Source organism: Streptomyces sp. NPDC036815 (genome assembly GCF_055609205.1).
This window is the reverse complement of sequence record NZ_JBVJPW010000014.1, coordinates 43,681-60,526: the sequence shown is the minus strand read 5'-3', so window position 1 is coordinate 60,526 and position 16,846 is coordinate 43,681. Positions and strand designations below refer to the sequence as shown.

General features: G+C 70.6%; 10 protein-coding genes and 1 pseudogene. 9 read left to right on the top strand and 2 right to left on the bottom strand.

All coding sequences use genetic code 11. The features are described from left to right. Window positions 1-12: 12 nt before the first annotated feature. Window positions 13-4,296, bottom strand: a complete 4,284-nt coding sequence (locus tag ACZ69I_RS26010; RefSeq protein ID WP_470834950.1) for a LamG-like jellyroll fold domain-containing protein — start codon at window positions 4,294-4,296, stop codon at window positions 13-15. Between the two features lie 326 nt (window positions 4,297-4,622). Further along, window positions 4,623-5,471 (bottom strand): annotated as a pseudogene (locus ACZ69I_RS26005) (IS5 family transposase). 153 nt (window positions 5,472-5,624) lie between these two features. On the opposite strand from ACZ69I_RS26005, the gene ACZ69I_RS26000 reads away from it, so the two are divergent. From ACZ69I_RS26000 to ACZ69I_RS25960, 9 genes are all read left to right on the top strand, one after another. Further along, window positions 5,625-6,458 carry a M55 family metallopeptidase gene (locus ACZ69I_RS26000; protein ID WP_470834948.1) on the top strand — a complete coding sequence of 278 codons (834 nt, stop codon included), beginning with the start codon at window positions 5,625-5,627 and terminating at the stop codon, window positions 6,456-6,458. Then, entirely contained in the window at window positions 6,451-7,851 is a 1,401-nt protein-coding gene (locus tag ACZ69I_RS25995) for a M20/M25/M40 family metallo-hydrolase (protein ID WP_470834947.1), read from the top strand. Before ACZ69I_RS26000 ends, ACZ69I_RS25995 begins: the two co-directional genes overlap by 8 nt. Before the next feature lie 26 nt (window positions 7,852-7,877). After that, window positions 7,878-9,860, top strand: coding sequence for a S9 family peptidase (locus ACZ69I_RS25990; protein WP_467673907.1), 1,983 nt, complete (start codon window positions 7,878-7,880; stop codon window positions 9,858-9,860). Continuing rightward, window positions 9,857-10,789 carry a S66 peptidase family protein gene (locus tag ACZ69I_RS25985; protein WP_470834946.1) on the top strand — a complete coding sequence of 311 codons (933 nt, stop codon included), beginning with the start codon at window positions 9,857-9,859 and terminating at the stop codon, window positions 10,787-10,789. The genes ACZ69I_RS25990 and ACZ69I_RS25985 overlap by 4 nt, the downstream gene beginning before the upstream one ends. 56 nt (window positions 10,790-10,845) lie before the next feature. Continuing rightward, complete coding sequence (locus ACZ69I_RS25980) at window positions 10,846-12,699, top strand: CocE/NonD family hydrolase (protein ID WP_470834944.1); 1,854 nt, start codon at window positions 10,846-10,848, stop codon at window positions 12,697-12,699. Window positions 12,700-12,819: 120 nt separating this feature from the next. Next, the gene (locus tag ACZ69I_RS25975; RefSeq protein WP_467673656.1) at window positions 12,820-13,065 is read left to right on the top strand and encodes a LapA family protein; all 246 of its coding nucleotides are present in this window, start codon (window positions 12,820-12,822) and stop codon (window positions 13,063-13,065) included. Between the two features lie 74 nt (window positions 13,066-13,139). After that, complete coding sequence (locus ACZ69I_RS25970; protein ID WP_470834942.1) at window positions 13,140-13,697, top strand: GNAT family N-acetyltransferase; 558 nt, start codon at window positions 13,140-13,142, stop codon at window positions 13,695-13,697. 192 nt (window positions 13,698-13,889) lie between these two features. Further along, window positions 13,890-14,786 (top strand): arginase family protein, encoded by an 897-nt coding sequence (locus tag ACZ69I_RS25965; protein WP_467673652.1) that lies wholly within the window; start codon window positions 13,890-13,892, stop codon window positions 14,784-14,786. 81 nt (window positions 14,787-14,867) lie between these two features. After that, on the top strand, window positions 14,868-16,841 hold the full coding sequence (locus tag ACZ69I_RS25960; RefSeq protein WP_470834940.1) for a DUF5107 domain-containing protein: 1,974 nt from the start codon (window positions 14,868-14,870) through the stop codon (window positions 16,839-16,841). Window positions 16,842-16,846 lie beyond the last annotated feature (5 nt).

Here is a 16,846-nt window from a genome sequence, read left to right as displayed (position 1 = left end):
CGAGCGGTCAGCTCAGCTGTCCGTGGGGACCTCAGTTGGGATGTCGGTCCAGCGGCTGGCCAGTCGCTCGATCTGCGCGTCGGACAGGGCACCCTGGAAGATCCACACGTCGTCGACGGCTCCCGGGAAGTACTCGCCCCATGCGCCGTCGTTTTTGGTGCGGCCGACCTGGAGGGACTTGGTCGCCTTGAAGGCCAGCGTGTCCTGCGACCAGGAGACCAGGTCCTGGCAGCGGGGTTCGTCTGCCTCGCCGTCGCCGCACGCGACTTCCTGCAGCGCCCCATTCACGTACAGGCTCGCCTGCTTTGAGAACCCGTCATAGGCGACCGCCAGGTGATTCCACTCCCGCGCGTCGGTGAACTCGGTGTTGGCGATGCTCTCGACCGAGGCGTTGGAACCGTCCTTGTCCGGGATGGCCAGCTCCCACCGCCCCAGCCCCTCGGGGTCCTTCTTGTCGGGCACGAACCGCACGGTGAAGGCGCTCTGCTGGTTGCCTTCGGCACTGACGAGGGCGACCTCGCGCTTGGGCAGCGCGGCTGCCTTGGCCCAGGCGGTCACGGTGTAGCTGGTGCTGGTGCCCACCGGCACGCCGCTGGTGGCCGCGTACCCGTTGGTGCCGTTCAGCTCCAGACCGCGATCGTCGACCATGCCTTCACCGGCCTTGGCGCCGCCGTGGAGATTCATCGGCTGTTCTTCGTCGGAGGAGTCCGGTGTGGTTGCCGGGCTCGTGCCACTGACGGTCTCGAAGTTCCAGCGGCCCCTGACCAGCGGGCGCTGCTTGAACATCTGCCGCACTTCCTCCGCCGAAACCGGCCGGTCCAGCAGCCGCACGTCATCGATGGTTCCGGGGAAGTGGTTCTTGACCTGCCCTTCGTAGGAACCGGCTCCGATGTACATGGACTGGTCGGCGTAGAATGCCCCGGCCAGTTTGGTCGTGCCGGCCTCGGCTCCGTTGACGTACAGGGTCAGGGTCTTGGCGACGGTGTCGTGGACGCCCACCAGGTGCGCCCACTCACCGACGTGCGCCGTGTCCTCTTCGCGCTGCGTGGCTCGGATGGGCTTGGCGTCGGCGGCATCGGAGGAGTACTGGTTGACCGCCCACCGGTTGTAGGCGGAGGAGAAGTACAGCTCGAAACCGGGAGCCTTCTTGCCTGCCTGGGCGGCGATGATCGCGGCTCCGTCCGGCTTCTTGCTGAGCTTGGCCCAAGCCGAGACGGTGAAGCTGCGTGAGGTGTTCACATGCGGCCCGCTGCTCCGGCCGATCCGGGCGTAACCGTCGTTGCCGTCGAACTTGGCCGCCTTGCCGGACACACCCCGCATACCGGTGGTGACACCGCCCTGGTACGTGGCGGGGAGGACACCTCCGTGTCCGGTGATTTCCCTGGCGTCGGCTTCTTCGTCCAGGTCGAAGGCTGCTACCGCAGGACGGCCGGGGTCACCTGCGCTCTCGTGTGCGCGCAGCTTGTCGACCTCGTCCTGCGCGAGCGGCTTGTCGAAGAGCTGCACCTCGTCGATCGCACCCGGGAAGAAGGCCGCTGGTGCTCCGTTGTAGGAGCCCGCCCCCAGCTGGAGGCCCCGGCGGGCCTCCCACGGATCGGCGTACGGAGTCTCGCCGACGAGCTTGCCATTGACGTACAGCTCCAAGACGTCACGCACCGAGTCGTAGGAGCCCACCAGATGGGTCCACTTGTCCGTGTTCACGCCACCGGGCTTGTCCGCCATGACCCGTGCGATTCCCGCGTCCTTGGTGTCGGACTTGTACTGGTTGAACGCCCACCGGTCGTACGTCTTTGTGTAGTACAGCTCGAACCCAGGGCTGTGATTGCCCGGCTGGGTGGCGATCACCGCGGCGCCGTCGGGCATCTTCGACAGCTTCGCCCAGGCCGAGATCGCGAAGCCACGGCTGGTGTCGACGACCGGGACGTCGGTTGCGGCGTAACCGTCGCTGCCGTTGAAAGAGACCGCCGAACCGCGCACACCGGATGCACCCGGCGCGACGCCACCATGCATCTGCACGGTGCGCGGCGGCGTCGATCCCTTGGCCTCCGTGGCCCCCTTGGGCTCGTCCAACTGCCAGGACGCGCGGTCGGGCTGTCCTGCCTTGACCCGGAACTGATAGGTGCGGATCTCACTGCCGTTCCCCGCGGCATCGAAGGACTGGGCCGTGATGAAGTTCAGCCCCGGCTTACCGGGAAGCACCGACGCTGTCTTCGCGTCGCCACCAGCCGTTGTGATGTTGTTCTTCGAACTGGGGTCAGTGTTGATGCCGTACCGGTAGGTCGTCACGTCCTTCTCGGCAGCCTTCAGCTCGAACGACCCGTACTTGCCCACCCCGTCGTACCACGGGTCGTCCGGATTCTCCGGATCGGAGGCCGGATACTCGCCCGAGCTCACCGTCGGTGCCCGCGGAACCTTGGTGTCGTACACGAAATAGCAGCCCGTCGGGTCTCCCGCGTACGACCACGGCGAGTACTGCGCGCCGTCATAGACCCGTGCATACCAGTTGACCTGCTTGTTTTCCGGTATCGACTTGGGCAGGCCGATAGAGAAGTCGGAGCCGGACGACTTGGCAGACGTGCGGTCGGGCTTCCAGGTGCCAGTCTTGCCGTTACCCGCGTCCCACTTGGCCTGGAACTGGACCGACACCTTGTCCTTGTCCGGGTCAGTCACGTTGTTCGCGCGAATCGGCCCTAGCGAGCGCACACGTGCAGCCTTGTCAGGCCTCTTGCACACGCCGCCGTACGTCATGGTCAGCTGGGACATCTTCAGCTGGGCCGGCGGGCGGTTGTACTTCACGCGCAGGAACGCCTTGTCCGAGAACCGCTTCCAGGCGTACGCATCGGACTCGCTGCCCGCTCGCAGGCCGAACGTCATCGTCGACGTCTTGCCGTCTGCCGCGTCCTGCACGGCCGACTTGACCGAGAACTCGGCGTCCTTGGCCGAACAGCCGTCAAATCCGTAGGCGAAGGACTTCGACGACAGCTTCTTCTTCCAGAATCCGGAGGCGTTCTGCGAGTTCCACGTCGTGGACGAGGAGATGTCCTTGGTCTGCCACAACTCCACGGAGCGGTCCGAGCAGGATGCCGACCAGGTGTTCTTCACCACGAACTCAGCCGACAAGATCGACTTGCCGGCGAACTTCGACACCGGAATACGGTAGAACAGCCGCTTGGTGTCAAGAGGCTTGCAGTAGTACCAGTTGCAGTACCCCATGCCCGCATTGTTCTCGCCGTTGAACTTCCACTGCGGCGAGGACTCCCAGTACTTCGAGGCCATCGTCCAAGCCGAAGCGCGCGGCGAGTACCACTGTGGGTCGATGAACACCGGATACTGCGTGTTCTTGCCCTTCAGTACATCCCGGTCAGGGGTGAGCACCAATTCCTTGCCGCTGTCTGGGACCTCCACGCCGACTGGGGCGAGCTTTCCGGACTCGGTAGAGACACGCTCCTGTTCCGTCTTCGGCGATGTGTCGCCGTCTGCCCTCTCGGGTGCGGCACGGCGCAGTCGCGCGGTACCTCCAGCAGATGTGCCGTCGGTACCGGTGCTGGAGTCCCACATCATCGGCGCAGGAGCCTCGAACACCGTGCCCTTGGCGCCCTGGTCGGCCGCCTCCACGCCGCCCTCGGCGGTCTCTTTGACATCCATGCCGTCAGCGGCAAGCTTCAGCCTCAGCTCGGCCAGCTCCGAACTGGAAGCAGCCTTGGCCGACTTGACCACCAGCAACTGGGTGAAGCCATCCTCCTGAGCCCCCATTCGCAGGTCTACGTCCGGCAGCACGTCCTTATACGTGGCCTTGTTCCTGTCGAGCGTGGGCTCGGGCAACTTCCCTCGCCAGGAGAGAGCCAACTCGCGGCCCGCCTTCGTCATCCGCACCAGTGGCGCATCCCCGCCGCCAGAAAACGCCAGGCCGACCGTTGTGGCCTTCGGTGCTACCGCGCCGTCCGTGGTCTTCACAAGGTCGGTGTCGACAGGCTTCCAGCCCTCGCCAACCCGAGCCCGCACGGGACGCAGATACTCCCGGGCCTCCAGATTCCCGTCAGCCGTCGCAAATACATCGCTGGCCTCACCACGCAGGGAGGTCACTTCGACCGGCTCGCCAGTGCGTTTGGCCTCGCTCTGCGCAGCCTCTGCGGTCGGCGCTCCGTCAGATGCTGCCGCCCTTGTGGCCTTTGGCGCCGTTCCGGCTCGCGGAGCCGGCTCTGCCTGTGCGGCCGGTACGACACCGGCCAGCAGCGCCCCGGTCACCAGCCCTGCCAACGTCCCTGCAACTCCGCGCGAGCGCACGCGTCTCCACATACCTGACCTGTCTCATACACAAAGATGAAGATTCCCTTAATGGGTAATCAGACGAGGACTGTATGCAGTCGCCATATAAAGATCGACAAGGCAAACCGGGCATAAGGGGCTCGTCGGGCGATCCTGATGTGCCGTTAGTCATGGTTGCCCCTAATGTGGCGCCGACTTCATAACATTCGCAAATCGTAATAATGTTGAATAATGGTGCAAGGCCTGTCGCCGGCGCGGCGTCGGTTTCTGTCGCGCCATCGAGGTCACTACTGGCGTGCATGCAGCGACGCTGCCCTGGTGCCCGTCGTCGGCACCACGCGCACTAGGTCGTGTCTTCAAAGTGGTCGAAGCCAGAGCAGTGTGGCGGCGAGGGTGATGACGGCTTCGTATGAGGTGGCGGTCTTGTCGTAGCGGGTGGCGATGGCGCGGTAGTGCTTGAGGTGGTTTGAAGCAGCGCTCGACGACGTTGCGGCGCCGGTAGTGGTTCTTGTCGAAGCCGCAGGGGCGTTCACCGCGTCTGATGCGTCCGTTGAGCTGGTCGATGCGCTCGGGGATGGTGTGTTTGATGCCGCGTCTGCGCAGATAGGCGCGGATCGAGCGGGAGGAGTAGCCCTTGTCGGCGACGACGTGGTCGGGGCAGGTGCGGGGCCGGCCCGGGCCGGGGCCCCGAACGCGGATGCGGGCCATCACGTGCTCGAATTGGGTGCAGTCGTTGCGGTTGCCGCCGGTCAGGGTGAATGCCAAGGGCCGCCCCCGGCCGTCGCAGGCGAGGTGGATCTTGGTGGTCAGTCCTCCTCGGGATCGGCCGAGGGCGTGATCTGCCGGTTCGTCCCCCGGCCGGTCCCCTTTTTCGCGCCGGTCGCATGCTGGTGGGCCCGCACGAGCGTCGAGTCGACGGCGACCAGCCAGTCCACGTCTGCTCCTGCCTGCCGGTCGGCCTGAACCGCGGTGAGCATCCGTGTGAAGGTGCCATCCAGTGCCCACCTGCGGAAACGTGTGCAGAGCGACTGCCATGACCCGTACCGGGCGGGCACGTCCCGCCAGGCGGCACCGGCCCGGATCTTCCACACGATGCCGTTCAGCACCGTTCGGTCATCCGCGCGCGGACGACCGAACGATCCGGTCGGAAGAAGCGGGCACAGCAACCCCCACTCTTCATCAGTCAGTTCATAACGACGACTCACGGACCCATCATCCCGCGAACCCACATTGAAGACATGGCCTAGAGGTTTGCGTGCCCAGGCGCCGTAGGCCGAGAGGCTTCGATCGGCAATCGAGACTGAGTCGACACTGCTCGTCGTAGCTGGTTTTCTCCTCTCCCCGTAACGTGGCACAGCATGAAGATCCTCATCAGCGCCGACATGGAGGGCGCCACGGGAGTGACCTGGCCGGCCGACGTGCTGCCCGGCACCCCGCAGTGGGAGCGGTGCCGGGCGATGTTCACCTCGGACGTCAACGCCGCCGTGCTCGGCTTCTTCGACGGCGGCGCCGACGAGGTCCTCGTCAACGAAGCGCACTGGACCATGCGCAATCTGCTCCTGGAGGAGCTGGACGAGCGGACCGAGATGCTCACCGGCCGGCACAAGTCGCTCTCCATGGTGGAGGGCGTGCAGCACGGCGACGTCGACGGCATCGCGTTCATCGGCTACCACGCGGGCGCCGGCATGGAGGGCGTCCTCGCGCACACCTACCTCGCCAACCAGATCACCGGAGTCTGGCTCAACGGCGTACGGGCCAGCGAGGGGCTGCTCAACGCGCACGTCGTCGCCGAGTACGGCGTGCCCGTGGTTCTGGTCACCGGCGACGACCTCGCCTGCGAGGACGCCCTCGGGTACGCGCCGGGCGCCCTGAAGGTCGCCGTCAAGGACCACGTCTCGCGGTACGCCGCGGTCTGCCGCACCCCGGCCCGCACGGCCGCCGACATCCGCGCCGCGGCCAAGGACGCCGCGGCGCTCGCCGTGCGGCACGAACCGGTGGTGGGCGGCCCGTTCACCGTGGAGGTCGAGTTCGACGCCGAGCACCTGTCCATGGCCTCGACCGTCGTGCCCGGTGTGCGCCGTACGGGGGAGCGCAAGGTCGCCTATGACAGCGAGACCATGTACGAGGGGATCCGTACCTTCAAGGCGGTTACGACGATCGCCTCTGCCGCCGTGGAGGAACAGTATGGGTGACCAGTGCGGGACCAGGAGCCGGGAGCGGGGCGCGGGGCCCGACGGTGCGGTGGACGAAGGGGCGGTGGACGACGGGCACGTCGACGCGCGGGCGCTCGACGAGGTCGTGACCTTCACCTCCGAGCTCATCCGCATCGACACCACCAACCGCGGCGGCGGCGACTGCCGCGAGCGGCCCGCCGCCGAGTACGCCGCCGAACGCCTCGCGGAGGCGGGCCTGGAGCCGACGCTCCTGGAGCGCACCCCGGGCCGTACGAACGTCGTCGCCCGCATCGAGGGCACGGACCCGGCGGCCGACGCGCTGCTCGTCCACGGCCACCTGGACGTCGTGCCCGCGGAGGCCGCCGACTGGAGCGTCGACCCGTTCTCCGGGGAGGTCCGCGACGGCATCGTGTGGGGCCGTGGCGCGATCGACATGAAGAACATGGACGCGATGATCCTGTCGGTCGTGCGCAACTGGGCACGCGCCGGAGTGCGGCCCAGGCGCGACCTCGTGATCGCCTTCACCGCCGACGAGGAGGCCAGCGCCGCCGACGGCTCCGGTTTCCTCACCGAGCGGCACGCCGGGCTCTTCGCGGGGTGCACGGAAGGCATCAGCGAGTCGGGGGCGTTCACCTTCCACGACGGGCGGGGCAACCGGATCTACCCCATCGCGGCGGGGGAGCGCGGCACCGGCTGGCTCAAGCTCACCGCGCGCGGCAAGGCGGGCCACGGCTCCAAGGTCAACCACGCCAACGCGGTGAGCAGGCTGGCCGGTGCCATCGCCCGCATCGGCGAGCACCGCTGGCCGGTGCGGCTCACCCCGACGGTGCGCGCCTCACTCGTCGAACTCGCCACGCTCTACGGCCTGGAGGCCGACCCCGAGGCGTCCGGCTTCGACGTGGACGCCCTCCTGGAGAAGCTCGGCCCGACGGCCGACCTCGTCGCGCCGACGGTCCGCAACAGCGCCAACCCGACGATGCTGCAGTCGGGTTACAAGGTGAATGTGATCCCAGGTGAAGCAGTGGCGTATGTCGACGGCCGCTTTCTGCCCGGGGGCGAGGAAGAGTTCCGCAGCACGCTTGACCGGCTCACCGGCCCTGACGTCGACTGGGAGTTCCACCACCGCGAGGTGGCGCTGCAGGCGCCGGTCGACTCGCCGACGTATGCCCGGATGCGGGCGGCCGTCGAGGGGTTCGCACCGGAGGGCCACGTCGTGCCGTACTGCATGTCGGGCGGCACGGACGCCAAGCAGTTCTCGCGGCTCGGCATCACCGGCTACGGCTTCTCGCCGCTGAGGACACCGGAGGGCTTCGACTACCAGGCGCTGTTCCACGGAGTCGACGAATGCGTTCCCGTCGACGCGCTGCACTTCGGCGTCCGCGTCCTCGACCGTTTTCTGCGTACGGCCTAGCAACAATGGGGGAAGAGAAGGACATGATGCAGACCCGGGCGTACGGATCATGGCCGTCGCCGATCGACGCCGAGCTCGCCGCCACCCACGACGGCGCCCCGGGGTACGTGGGCTTCGTCGGCGCCGAGACCTGGTGGACCGAGCCGCGCCCCACCGAGGCGGGCCGGCGCGCGCTGGTGCGGCGGCTGCCCGACGGCGAGGAGCGCACGGTGCTGCCCGCGCCGTGGAACGTGCGCAGCCGTGTCATCGAGTACGGCGGCCGCCCGTGGACCGGCGCCGAGCGGCCCGAGGGCCCGCTCGTGGTCTTCGTCGACTTCGCCGACCAGCGCCTCTACGCCTACGAGCCCGACGCGCCCGGCGCCGCGCCGCGGCCCCTGACACCGCTCTCGGACGTGGGGGGCGGGCTGCGCTGGGCGGAGCCGGTGATCCACGTGGAGCGGGGCGAAGTCTGGTGCGTCCTTGAGGAGTTCACCGGGGCCGCGCCCACCGATGTGCGGCGCGTCATCGCTGCGGTGCCGCTCGACGGGTCGGCGGCCGGGGACCGCCGGGCCGTGCGCGAACTGTCCGACGGCAGACACCGGTTCGTCACCGGGCCGCGCCTGTCGCCCGACGGCGCCCGCGCCGCCTGGATCGCCTGGGACCACCCCCGCATGCCGTGGGACGGCACGGAGCTGATGCTCGCCGAGGTGGCCGACGACGGCACCTTCGGCGCGGCGCGGGCCTTCGCGGGCGGCCTCGACGAGTCGGTCGCCCAGGTCGAATGGGCCCACGACGGGCGGCTGCTCTTCTCCAGCGACCGCACCGGCTGGTGGAACCTGTACCGGGCGGACCCGGACGCCAGCGGCGCCGTACCGCTCTGCCCGCGCGAGGAGGAGTTCGCCGGACCGCTCTGGCAGACCGGCCTGAACTGGTTCGCGCCGCTGGACAGCGGGCTCGTCGCCGTCGTGCACGGCAAGGGCGCCACCGCGCTCGGCATACTCGACCCCGAGACCGGCGAGGTCGTCGACGCGGCCGGACCCTGGACCGAGTGGTCCGCGACCGTCGCCGCGCACGGCTCCCGCGTGGTCGGTGTCGCGGCGAGCCCGCGCAGCGCGTACGAGGTCGTGGAACTGGACACCTGCACCGGCCGCGCCCGCGTCGTCGGCGCCGCCCACGACGACCCGGTGGACCCCGCGTACTACCCGGAACCACAGATCCGCACCTTCTTCGGCCCGGCGGGACGCGAGATCCACGCGCACATCTACCCGCCCCACCACCCCGGGCACATCGCGCCCGACGACGAACTGCCGCCCTACGTGGTGTGGGCGCACGGCGGTCCCACCGGCCGCGCCCCGCTCGTGCTCGACCTGGCCATCGCCTACTTCACCTCGCGCGGCATCGGCGTCGCCGAGGTCAACTACGGCGGCTCCACGGGGTACGGGCGCGCCTACCGCAACCGGCTGCGCGAACAGTGGGGCATCGGCGACGTCGAGGACTGCGCGGCCGTCGCCCTCGCCCTCGCCGACGAGGGCACCGCCGACCGCGCCCGCCTCGCGGTCCGCGGCGGCAGCGCGGGCGGCTGGACCACGGCCGTCTCACTGACCAGTACGGACATCTACGCCTGCGGGACGATCACCTACCCCGTGCTCGACCTCGCCGCCTTCGCCTCGGGCGAGACCCACGACTTCGAATCGCAGTACCTGGAGTCGCTGGTCGGACCGCTCGACGAGGTTCCCGCGCGGTACGAGGAGCGCTCCCCGGTGCGCCACGCCGAGCGGGTCTCCGCGCCGTTCCTGCTGCTCCAGGGCCTCGACGACGTGGTGTGCCCGCCCGCCCAGGCCGAGCGCTTCCTCGCCCGGATGGAGGGGCGCGGCATCCCGCACGCCTACATCGCCTTCGAGGGGGAGGGGCACGGGTTCCGTCGCGCCGACACCATGGTCCGCGCCCTGGAGGCCGAACTCTCCCTGTACGCGCAGGTGTTCAGGATCGACCTCGCCGCGCCCGTGCCCATCCTGGAGATAGCCAAGTGAGACCCCTCGTACGACCCGCGCGCCTCACGCCCGGCGCGCGGGTGGCCGTCGTCGCGCCGAGCGGCCCCGTCCCCGGCGACCGCCTCGAAGTGGGTCTGGACATCCTGCGCGGCTGGGACCTGGACCCGGTCGTCATGCCCCAGGTGCGCGAGGTCCACCCGGAGTTCCGGTACCTCGCGGGGGCGGACGCCGACCGGGCCCGTGACCTGGAACGGGCCTGGTGCGACCCGTCCGTGTCCGCCGTGTTCTGCGCCCGGGGCGGGTACGGCGCCCAGCGCATGGCCGACCTCGTCGACTGGGCGGCGCTGCGGGCCGCGGGCCCCAAGGTGTTCCTCGGCTACAGCGACGTCACCGCGCTGCACGAGGCCTTCGCCCTGCGCCTGGGGATCGCCACCCTGCACGGGCCGATGACCGCCGCGGCCGACTTCCTCAAGAACGCGCGGGCCCAGGAGCACCTGCGCACGACGCTCTTCGCCCCCGAGGAGGCCCGGGTGATCCCGGCGGGGTCCCCGCACGCGGCGGCGCTGACCGGCGGCCGGGCCCGGGGCGTCACGCTCGGCGGCTGTGTGTCGCTGCTCGCCGCCGGGCTCGGCACGCCGACGGCACGGGCGTCCGCGCGCGGCGGCCTGCTCCTCCTGGAGGACACCGGCGAGGAGACGTACCGCCTCGACCGCATCCTCACCCAGCTCCTGCGCGCCGGCTGGCTGGACGGCGTGGCGGGGATCGCGCTGGGCTCCTGGGAGGCGTGCGGGCCCCGCGACGAGCTGCGGGCGCTCTTCGCGGACCGGCTCGGAGGCCTCGGCGTGCCGGTGGTCGAGGAGTTCGGGTTCGGGCACTGCGAGGGCGCGCTGACGGTGCCGTTCGGCGTGTCGGGTGAACTGGACGCGGACGAGGGGACGCTGACGCTGGACCAGCCCGCACTGGCGTAGGGGCACCTTCACCGAAACTCCCGGCAGAAACCGCTGTCACGGTCGTTGACCTCTACATGACACGTGTCACACCATGGCGTGGCTGGTTCTTACCGGCCAGTAGCCGCCGGTCGTCGGCCGTCCTCAGTGTGGAGGTCCCCTTGTCCCGTCGCCGTGCCCTGACCCTCGCCACCGCGGTGGCGCTCGCCGCGCCGCTCGCGATCGGCGGACCCGCCCCGGCGGGCGCGACGGGCCAGTACACCGTCACCGCCCTGAGGTTCACCGTTCAGGCCGGCGGTCGGAGCTGCGCCGTCGACGCCGACCTGTACCGGCCCGCGGGCGTGGACGCCGGGCACCCCGCGCCCGCCGTGCTCGCCACCAACGGCTTCGGCGGCAGCAAGTCCGACGACGGCACCGCCGCGATCGGCAAGGCCTTCGCCGGGCGCGGCTACGTCTCGCTCGTCTACTCGGGCCTCGGCTTCGGCAAGTCCGGCTGCCCGATCTCCCTCGACGACCCCGGGATCGACGGCAGGGCGGCCGCCGGGCTCATCGACTTCCTCGGCGGCACCCGGGCCGCCGACGACGGCACCGAGGCGGACTACGTCACCGCCGACGCCGAGGGCGACCCGCGCGTCGGCATGATCGGCGGCTCGTACGGCGGCGCCGTGCAGCTGGCCACCGCCGCCGTGGACCACCGCGTCGACGCCCTCGTGCCGATGATCACCTGGAACGACCTCGCGTACTCGCTCGACCCGAACAACGCGGCCGACCGCGGCGTCCCCGGCGCCGCCAAGTGGCAGTGGATGAACGGCTTCTACCTGATCGGCGAGGGCCAGCCGCTGCTCGTACCCAACCTGGACCCCTCCCGCATCAACAGACTCGGCTGCCTGCACTTCGTCACCAAAGCCTGCGAGACGATCCGCACCCTCAACGCGGGCCGCTACCCGGCGGACAGGACGGAGGCCCTCCAGACGTTCGCGCGCGGCGTCTCGCCCGTGTCCTACCTGAGCAAGGTGAAGGCACCGACGCTTCTCGTGCAGGGCCAGGCCGACAGCCTCTTCAACCTCAACGAGGCCGAAGCGACGTACAGGACGCTCAAGGGCCAGGGCACCACGGCCAAGATGATCTGGCAGGCCTGGGGCCACAGCGGCGGCGCGAACGACGCGGCCTCCGGCGAACTCGACCTCGCCGCGGGCAACCTGGAGACCTCCTACGTCGGCAAACGCGTCCTCGCCTGGTTCGACCGCTACCTCCAGCGGAAGAAGAACACCGACACCGGCCCCGACTTCGCCTACTACCGTGACTGGATCACCGACCCCGCCGACCGGTACGCCACCGCCGCGAAAGTACCCGCCCGCAACCGCACCCTGTACCTCTCCGGGGACGGCAAGCTCGTCGACAACCGCGAGAAGGTGGCGCGCGGCAGCCGCGAGTACCGCAACTGGCTGATCCCCACCAGCCATTCGGAGTCCTCGCTCGCCGGAATGATCGGCCTGCCCGACCCGGCTCCGCACGACACCGAGGGCACCTACCTCGGCTGGACGACCGAGCCCCTCACCGACACGGTGGACGTGGTCGGCGCGCCCCGCGCGAGACTGAAGGTGATCTCGCCGAGGACCGAGCGCGTGCAGCACTCCGGCGACGCGGCCGACAAGCTCGTCCTCTTCGCCAAGCTGTACGACGTCGCCCCCGACGGCAAAAAGACTCTCGTCCACCGTCTCGTCGCGCCGGTACGGGTGCCGGACGTCACGAAGCCGTTCACCGTCGCGCTGCCCGGCATCGTGCACCGCTACGAGAAGGGCCACCGGTTGCAGTTCGTGGTGGCCGCGAGCGACGGCGCGTACGGCGGCAACAAGGGCGTCAAGCCCGTGACGGTGACCAGCGCCCCCCAGGACACCGGCGTCCTGGACCTGCCGGTCGTCCGCCCCTGACGTCACCCGATCGGCCCAGCGACCCGCCCCGGAGGGACCCCCACCGCGCGCTCCGCTCCCCGGCTGCCCATGCTGGGGAGCGGGGGAGGCCCGCGTACCTCCGACGGAAGGGTCCACACCATGAGCCCCAACACCTCCACGGGCGGCTCCCAGGGCGGCGGCCCGGGCGGCGGGCTGATGACGCCCGGCAGGGTGGCCGTCGCCGCGGTCGCCGTCCTCACCCTCGTCTTCATCTTCGAGAACACCCGCAGCACCAAGATCCGGTTGCTCATCCCCGAGGTGACGGTGCCCCTGTGGATGGCGCTGCTCGGCACGGGTCTGATCGGCGCCCTGTGCGGGGCCTACTTCATGCGCAGGCGCAGGTGAGGCGGCGGCCGACGGGCCGGGCAGTGCGGGTACCCCACGGGCCGGGAGCCCGCGGCCGGGGATAGCGTGGGCGGATGCCCGATCACGCCGCCTCGCTCGCCGAAGGTCCCCACGTGGGCATACGCCCCCTCACCGGCGCGGACCGCGCCGAGTTCACCGCACGCGCGCGCGAGAGCCACGAGCTGCACCACCCCTGGCTCTTCCCGCCCCGCACGGACGACGCCTACCGCGCCTACGCCCGCCGGCTCGCCGACGACCCGGCCAGGGCCGGGTTCCTGGTGTACGAGCGGGGCAGCGGCGACGTCGGCGGCTTCATCAACATCAACAACATCGTCCGGGGCGCGTTCCGCAGCGGCGCCCTCGGCTACGGCGCCTTCGCCCACGCGGCCGGGCGGGGCCTGATGAGCGAGGGGCTCGGCCTCGTCCTGACGTACGCGTTCGGCGAACTCGGCCTGCACCGCCTGGAAGCCAACATCCAGCCGGGCAACGCCCCCTCGATCGCGCTGGTCCGCCGCGCCGGATTCCGCCTCGAAGGGTTCTCACCGGACTTCCTGTTCATCGACGGGGCCTGGCGCGACCACGAACGCTGGGCGGTCACCGACGGCATGGCGCGGACGGCCGCTGTGACGTGAACTCCATTTGCGCCAAACCGTATTGATGGGTTCCGGCGAACGACCCGGCCCCCGACGCCTCCGTCAGCAGGTCCCACCTGCCCCGGGCGATCACCCGACAGGCGGGCCGCGCGACCGAGTTGCGCCCCGCACCGCCCGCCCGCGCGACAGCGGAGTTGAAAGCCCCGGCTCGCGTCGCCCAGGATGGGCGGCATGCGGAATATCGTGGTCGTCGACGCACCCTCCAACCTGGGCCTGCGCCCGCCCGCCCCCGGCACCGTGCCCGGCTGCTACAAACTGGCCGGCGCCCTGCGGGAGCGAGGCATCCTGCGTCGTCTCGGCGCCTTCGACGGCGGCGTCGTCGTACCACCTCGCTACGACCGGGGCGACTGGCAGGAGGGCGACGGCGTCTTCAACGCCGCGGCCATCGCCTCCTACACCCGTCAGCTCGCCGACCGCATCGAACACCACGTCCGCGGCGAGGACTTCGTCGTCGTGCTCGGTGGGGACTGCTCGATCCAGCTGGGCGCCGCCCTCGCGCTCCGCCGCATCGGGCGGTATGGCATCGCCTCCCTCGACGGCTCCGCGGACTTCCGCCACCCCGGCAACTCCGACCGGGTCGGCGCCGCGGGCGGCGAGGAGCTCGCCCTCGCGACCGGCCGCGGACAGGACGACCTCACCGACATCGAGGGGCTGCGGCCCTACGTGCGCGACGAGGACGTGACGCTCTTCGGGCTGCGGGACGGGGACGAGGACCGGGCGGAGTTCACCGCGCTGAAGATCGCCAACGCCACCGTCGGCGAGCTCAGGAAGTGGGGCCCCGAGAACGTCGCGCGCGCCGTCACGCAGACCCTCGAAGTGCCCGAGCTCGACGGCTTCTGGGTGCATCTGGACGCCGATGTCCTCGACCCCTCGGTGATGCCCGCCGTCGACAGCCCCGACCCCGGCGGCCTCTTCCCCGACGAACTCCTCGAACTGCTGCGGCCGTTCGTGCGCTCGCCGCGCTGCGTCGGCCTCAACGTCACCATCTACGACCCCGACCTCGACCCCGACGGCAAGGCGGGCGACGTGTTCACCGACGTGATCGTGCAGGCCCTCGCCCCGTCCTGACCGGGGGCCGGGCGCTCTCGGCCGCCTTTGCGCAATCCTGACCCGGGTGTGCTCTGGTCGACGCCCCGCCGAACGTGTTCCATGGTGATCGTGAAGACCACCGTGCGACGCGACGTACTGACCCTGCCCGCTGCCGAGCCGGGTCCCGAGAACCCGTTGCCGCCGCTCCTTCCCCTGCGGGCCGCGCACGTCCTCGACGAGCGTGCCAAGGATGGCCTGCCGCGCGACATGGCACGCCAGATCGGGTACGCGCCGCTGAGTTCACCACTGCCCACCCGGGTCCGCGACGCGTACGGGCGCACGCGCACCGGGACGGCGATCGACGTGCTCGTCGTGGAGAACGCCCGGCTGCGCGCCACCGTCCTGCCCGGGTACGGCGGCCGCGTCCACTCGCTCCTGCACAAGCCGACCGGACGCGAACTCCTGTACACGAACCCCGTGTTGCAGCCCGCCGCTTTCGCGCTCAACGGCGCCTGGTTCTCCGGCGGCATCGAGTGGAACATCGGCGCCACCGGCCACACCACCCTGTCCTGCGCCCCCGTGCACGCGGCGCGCGTACGGGCGCCCGACGGCGGCGAGATGCTGCGGCTGTGGGAGTGGGAGCGGCTGCGCGACCTGCCCTTCCAGGTGGACCTGTGGCTGCCGGAGGACTCCGACTTCCTGCACGTCGGCGTCCGTGTCCGCAACCCGCACGAGCGGACCGCACCCGCCTACTGGTGGTCGAACATCGCCGTGCCCGACGAGCGCAGGGTGCTCGCCCCGGCCGACGAGGCCTGGCAGTTCGCGTACACCGGCGCGCTGCGGAAGGTGCCGGTCCCGGAGTTCGAGGGCGTGGACCGCACGTACCCGCGACGCAGCGAGTACCCGGCCGACTACTTCTACGACGTGCCCGACGGCGCCCGGCGCTGGATCGCCGCGCTCGACGACGCCGGGCACGGCCTCGTCCAGACCTCCACGGACCTGCCGCGCGGCCGCAAGCTCTTCGTCTGGGGGACGGGCACCGGCGGCCGTCGCTGGCAGGAGTGGCTCACCGAACCCGGCACCGGCGGCTACGCGGAGATCCAGTCGGGCCTCGCCCGCACCCAGCTGGAGCACGTCCGCCTGGACGCCGAGTCCGAGTTCAGCTGGCTGGAGTCGTACGGACCGCTGTCCGCGCCCGCGGAGCGCGTGCACGGCGACTGGGCGGCCGCCCGTGAGGAGGTGGCCGCGCGCCTCGCCGACGCACTGCCGAGGGAGGCGGTCGAGGCCGCGTACGGGGCGTGGCTGGCCTGCGCCGACCACGAACCCGGCGAGGTGCTCGCCGTCGGCTCGGGGTGGGGCGCGCTCGAAGTCCTGCGCGCCGAGTACAAGTTGCCCGGCACGCCCTTCGCCGAGTCGACGCTCGGCCCCGAACAGGCGCCGTGGCTGGAGCTGTTGCACACGGGCGCCGTCCCCGAGCCGCGCAAGGTCGCTCCGCCCGGCCCGACGCTGGTCGCCCCGCACTGGCGGGACATGCTGGAGACCGCGCCCGCCAGACCGCTCGCCGAGTACCACCTGGGCATCGCGCAGTGGCACGCGGGCGACCGGGCCCAGGCCGTCCGCAGCTGGGAACGCGGCCTCGAACTGGCGCCCTCGCGCTGGCCGTTGCTGCGCTGCCTCGCCGTCGCCGACCGCGCGGAGGGCAACACCGAACGGGCCGCCGACCGGTACGCGGAGGCCTTCGACGACCTGTGCCAGGAGCGGCGCGACGACGGCGCCGTCTGGACCGCGGCGACGGCCGCCCTCGGCCGTGAGGCGATCACCGCACTGCTCGCCGCACACCGCCCCGACGCGGCCCGCGCGGTATGGACCCGCCTCGGCGAGACCACCCGCACCGAGGGCCGCTTCCGCCTCCTGGAGGCCCAGATCCTCTACGCGGAAGGCGACATGGCGGCCGTCCGCGCCGTCTTCGAGTCCGGCTTCGAGGTGGCGGACCTGCGTGAGGGCGCGGAGACGCTGGGCGAACTGTGGTCGGCCGCGACGGGCGAGGAGGTGCCGGAGCGGTACGACTTCCGGATGCGACCGACGGAGAGCTGAGAGCC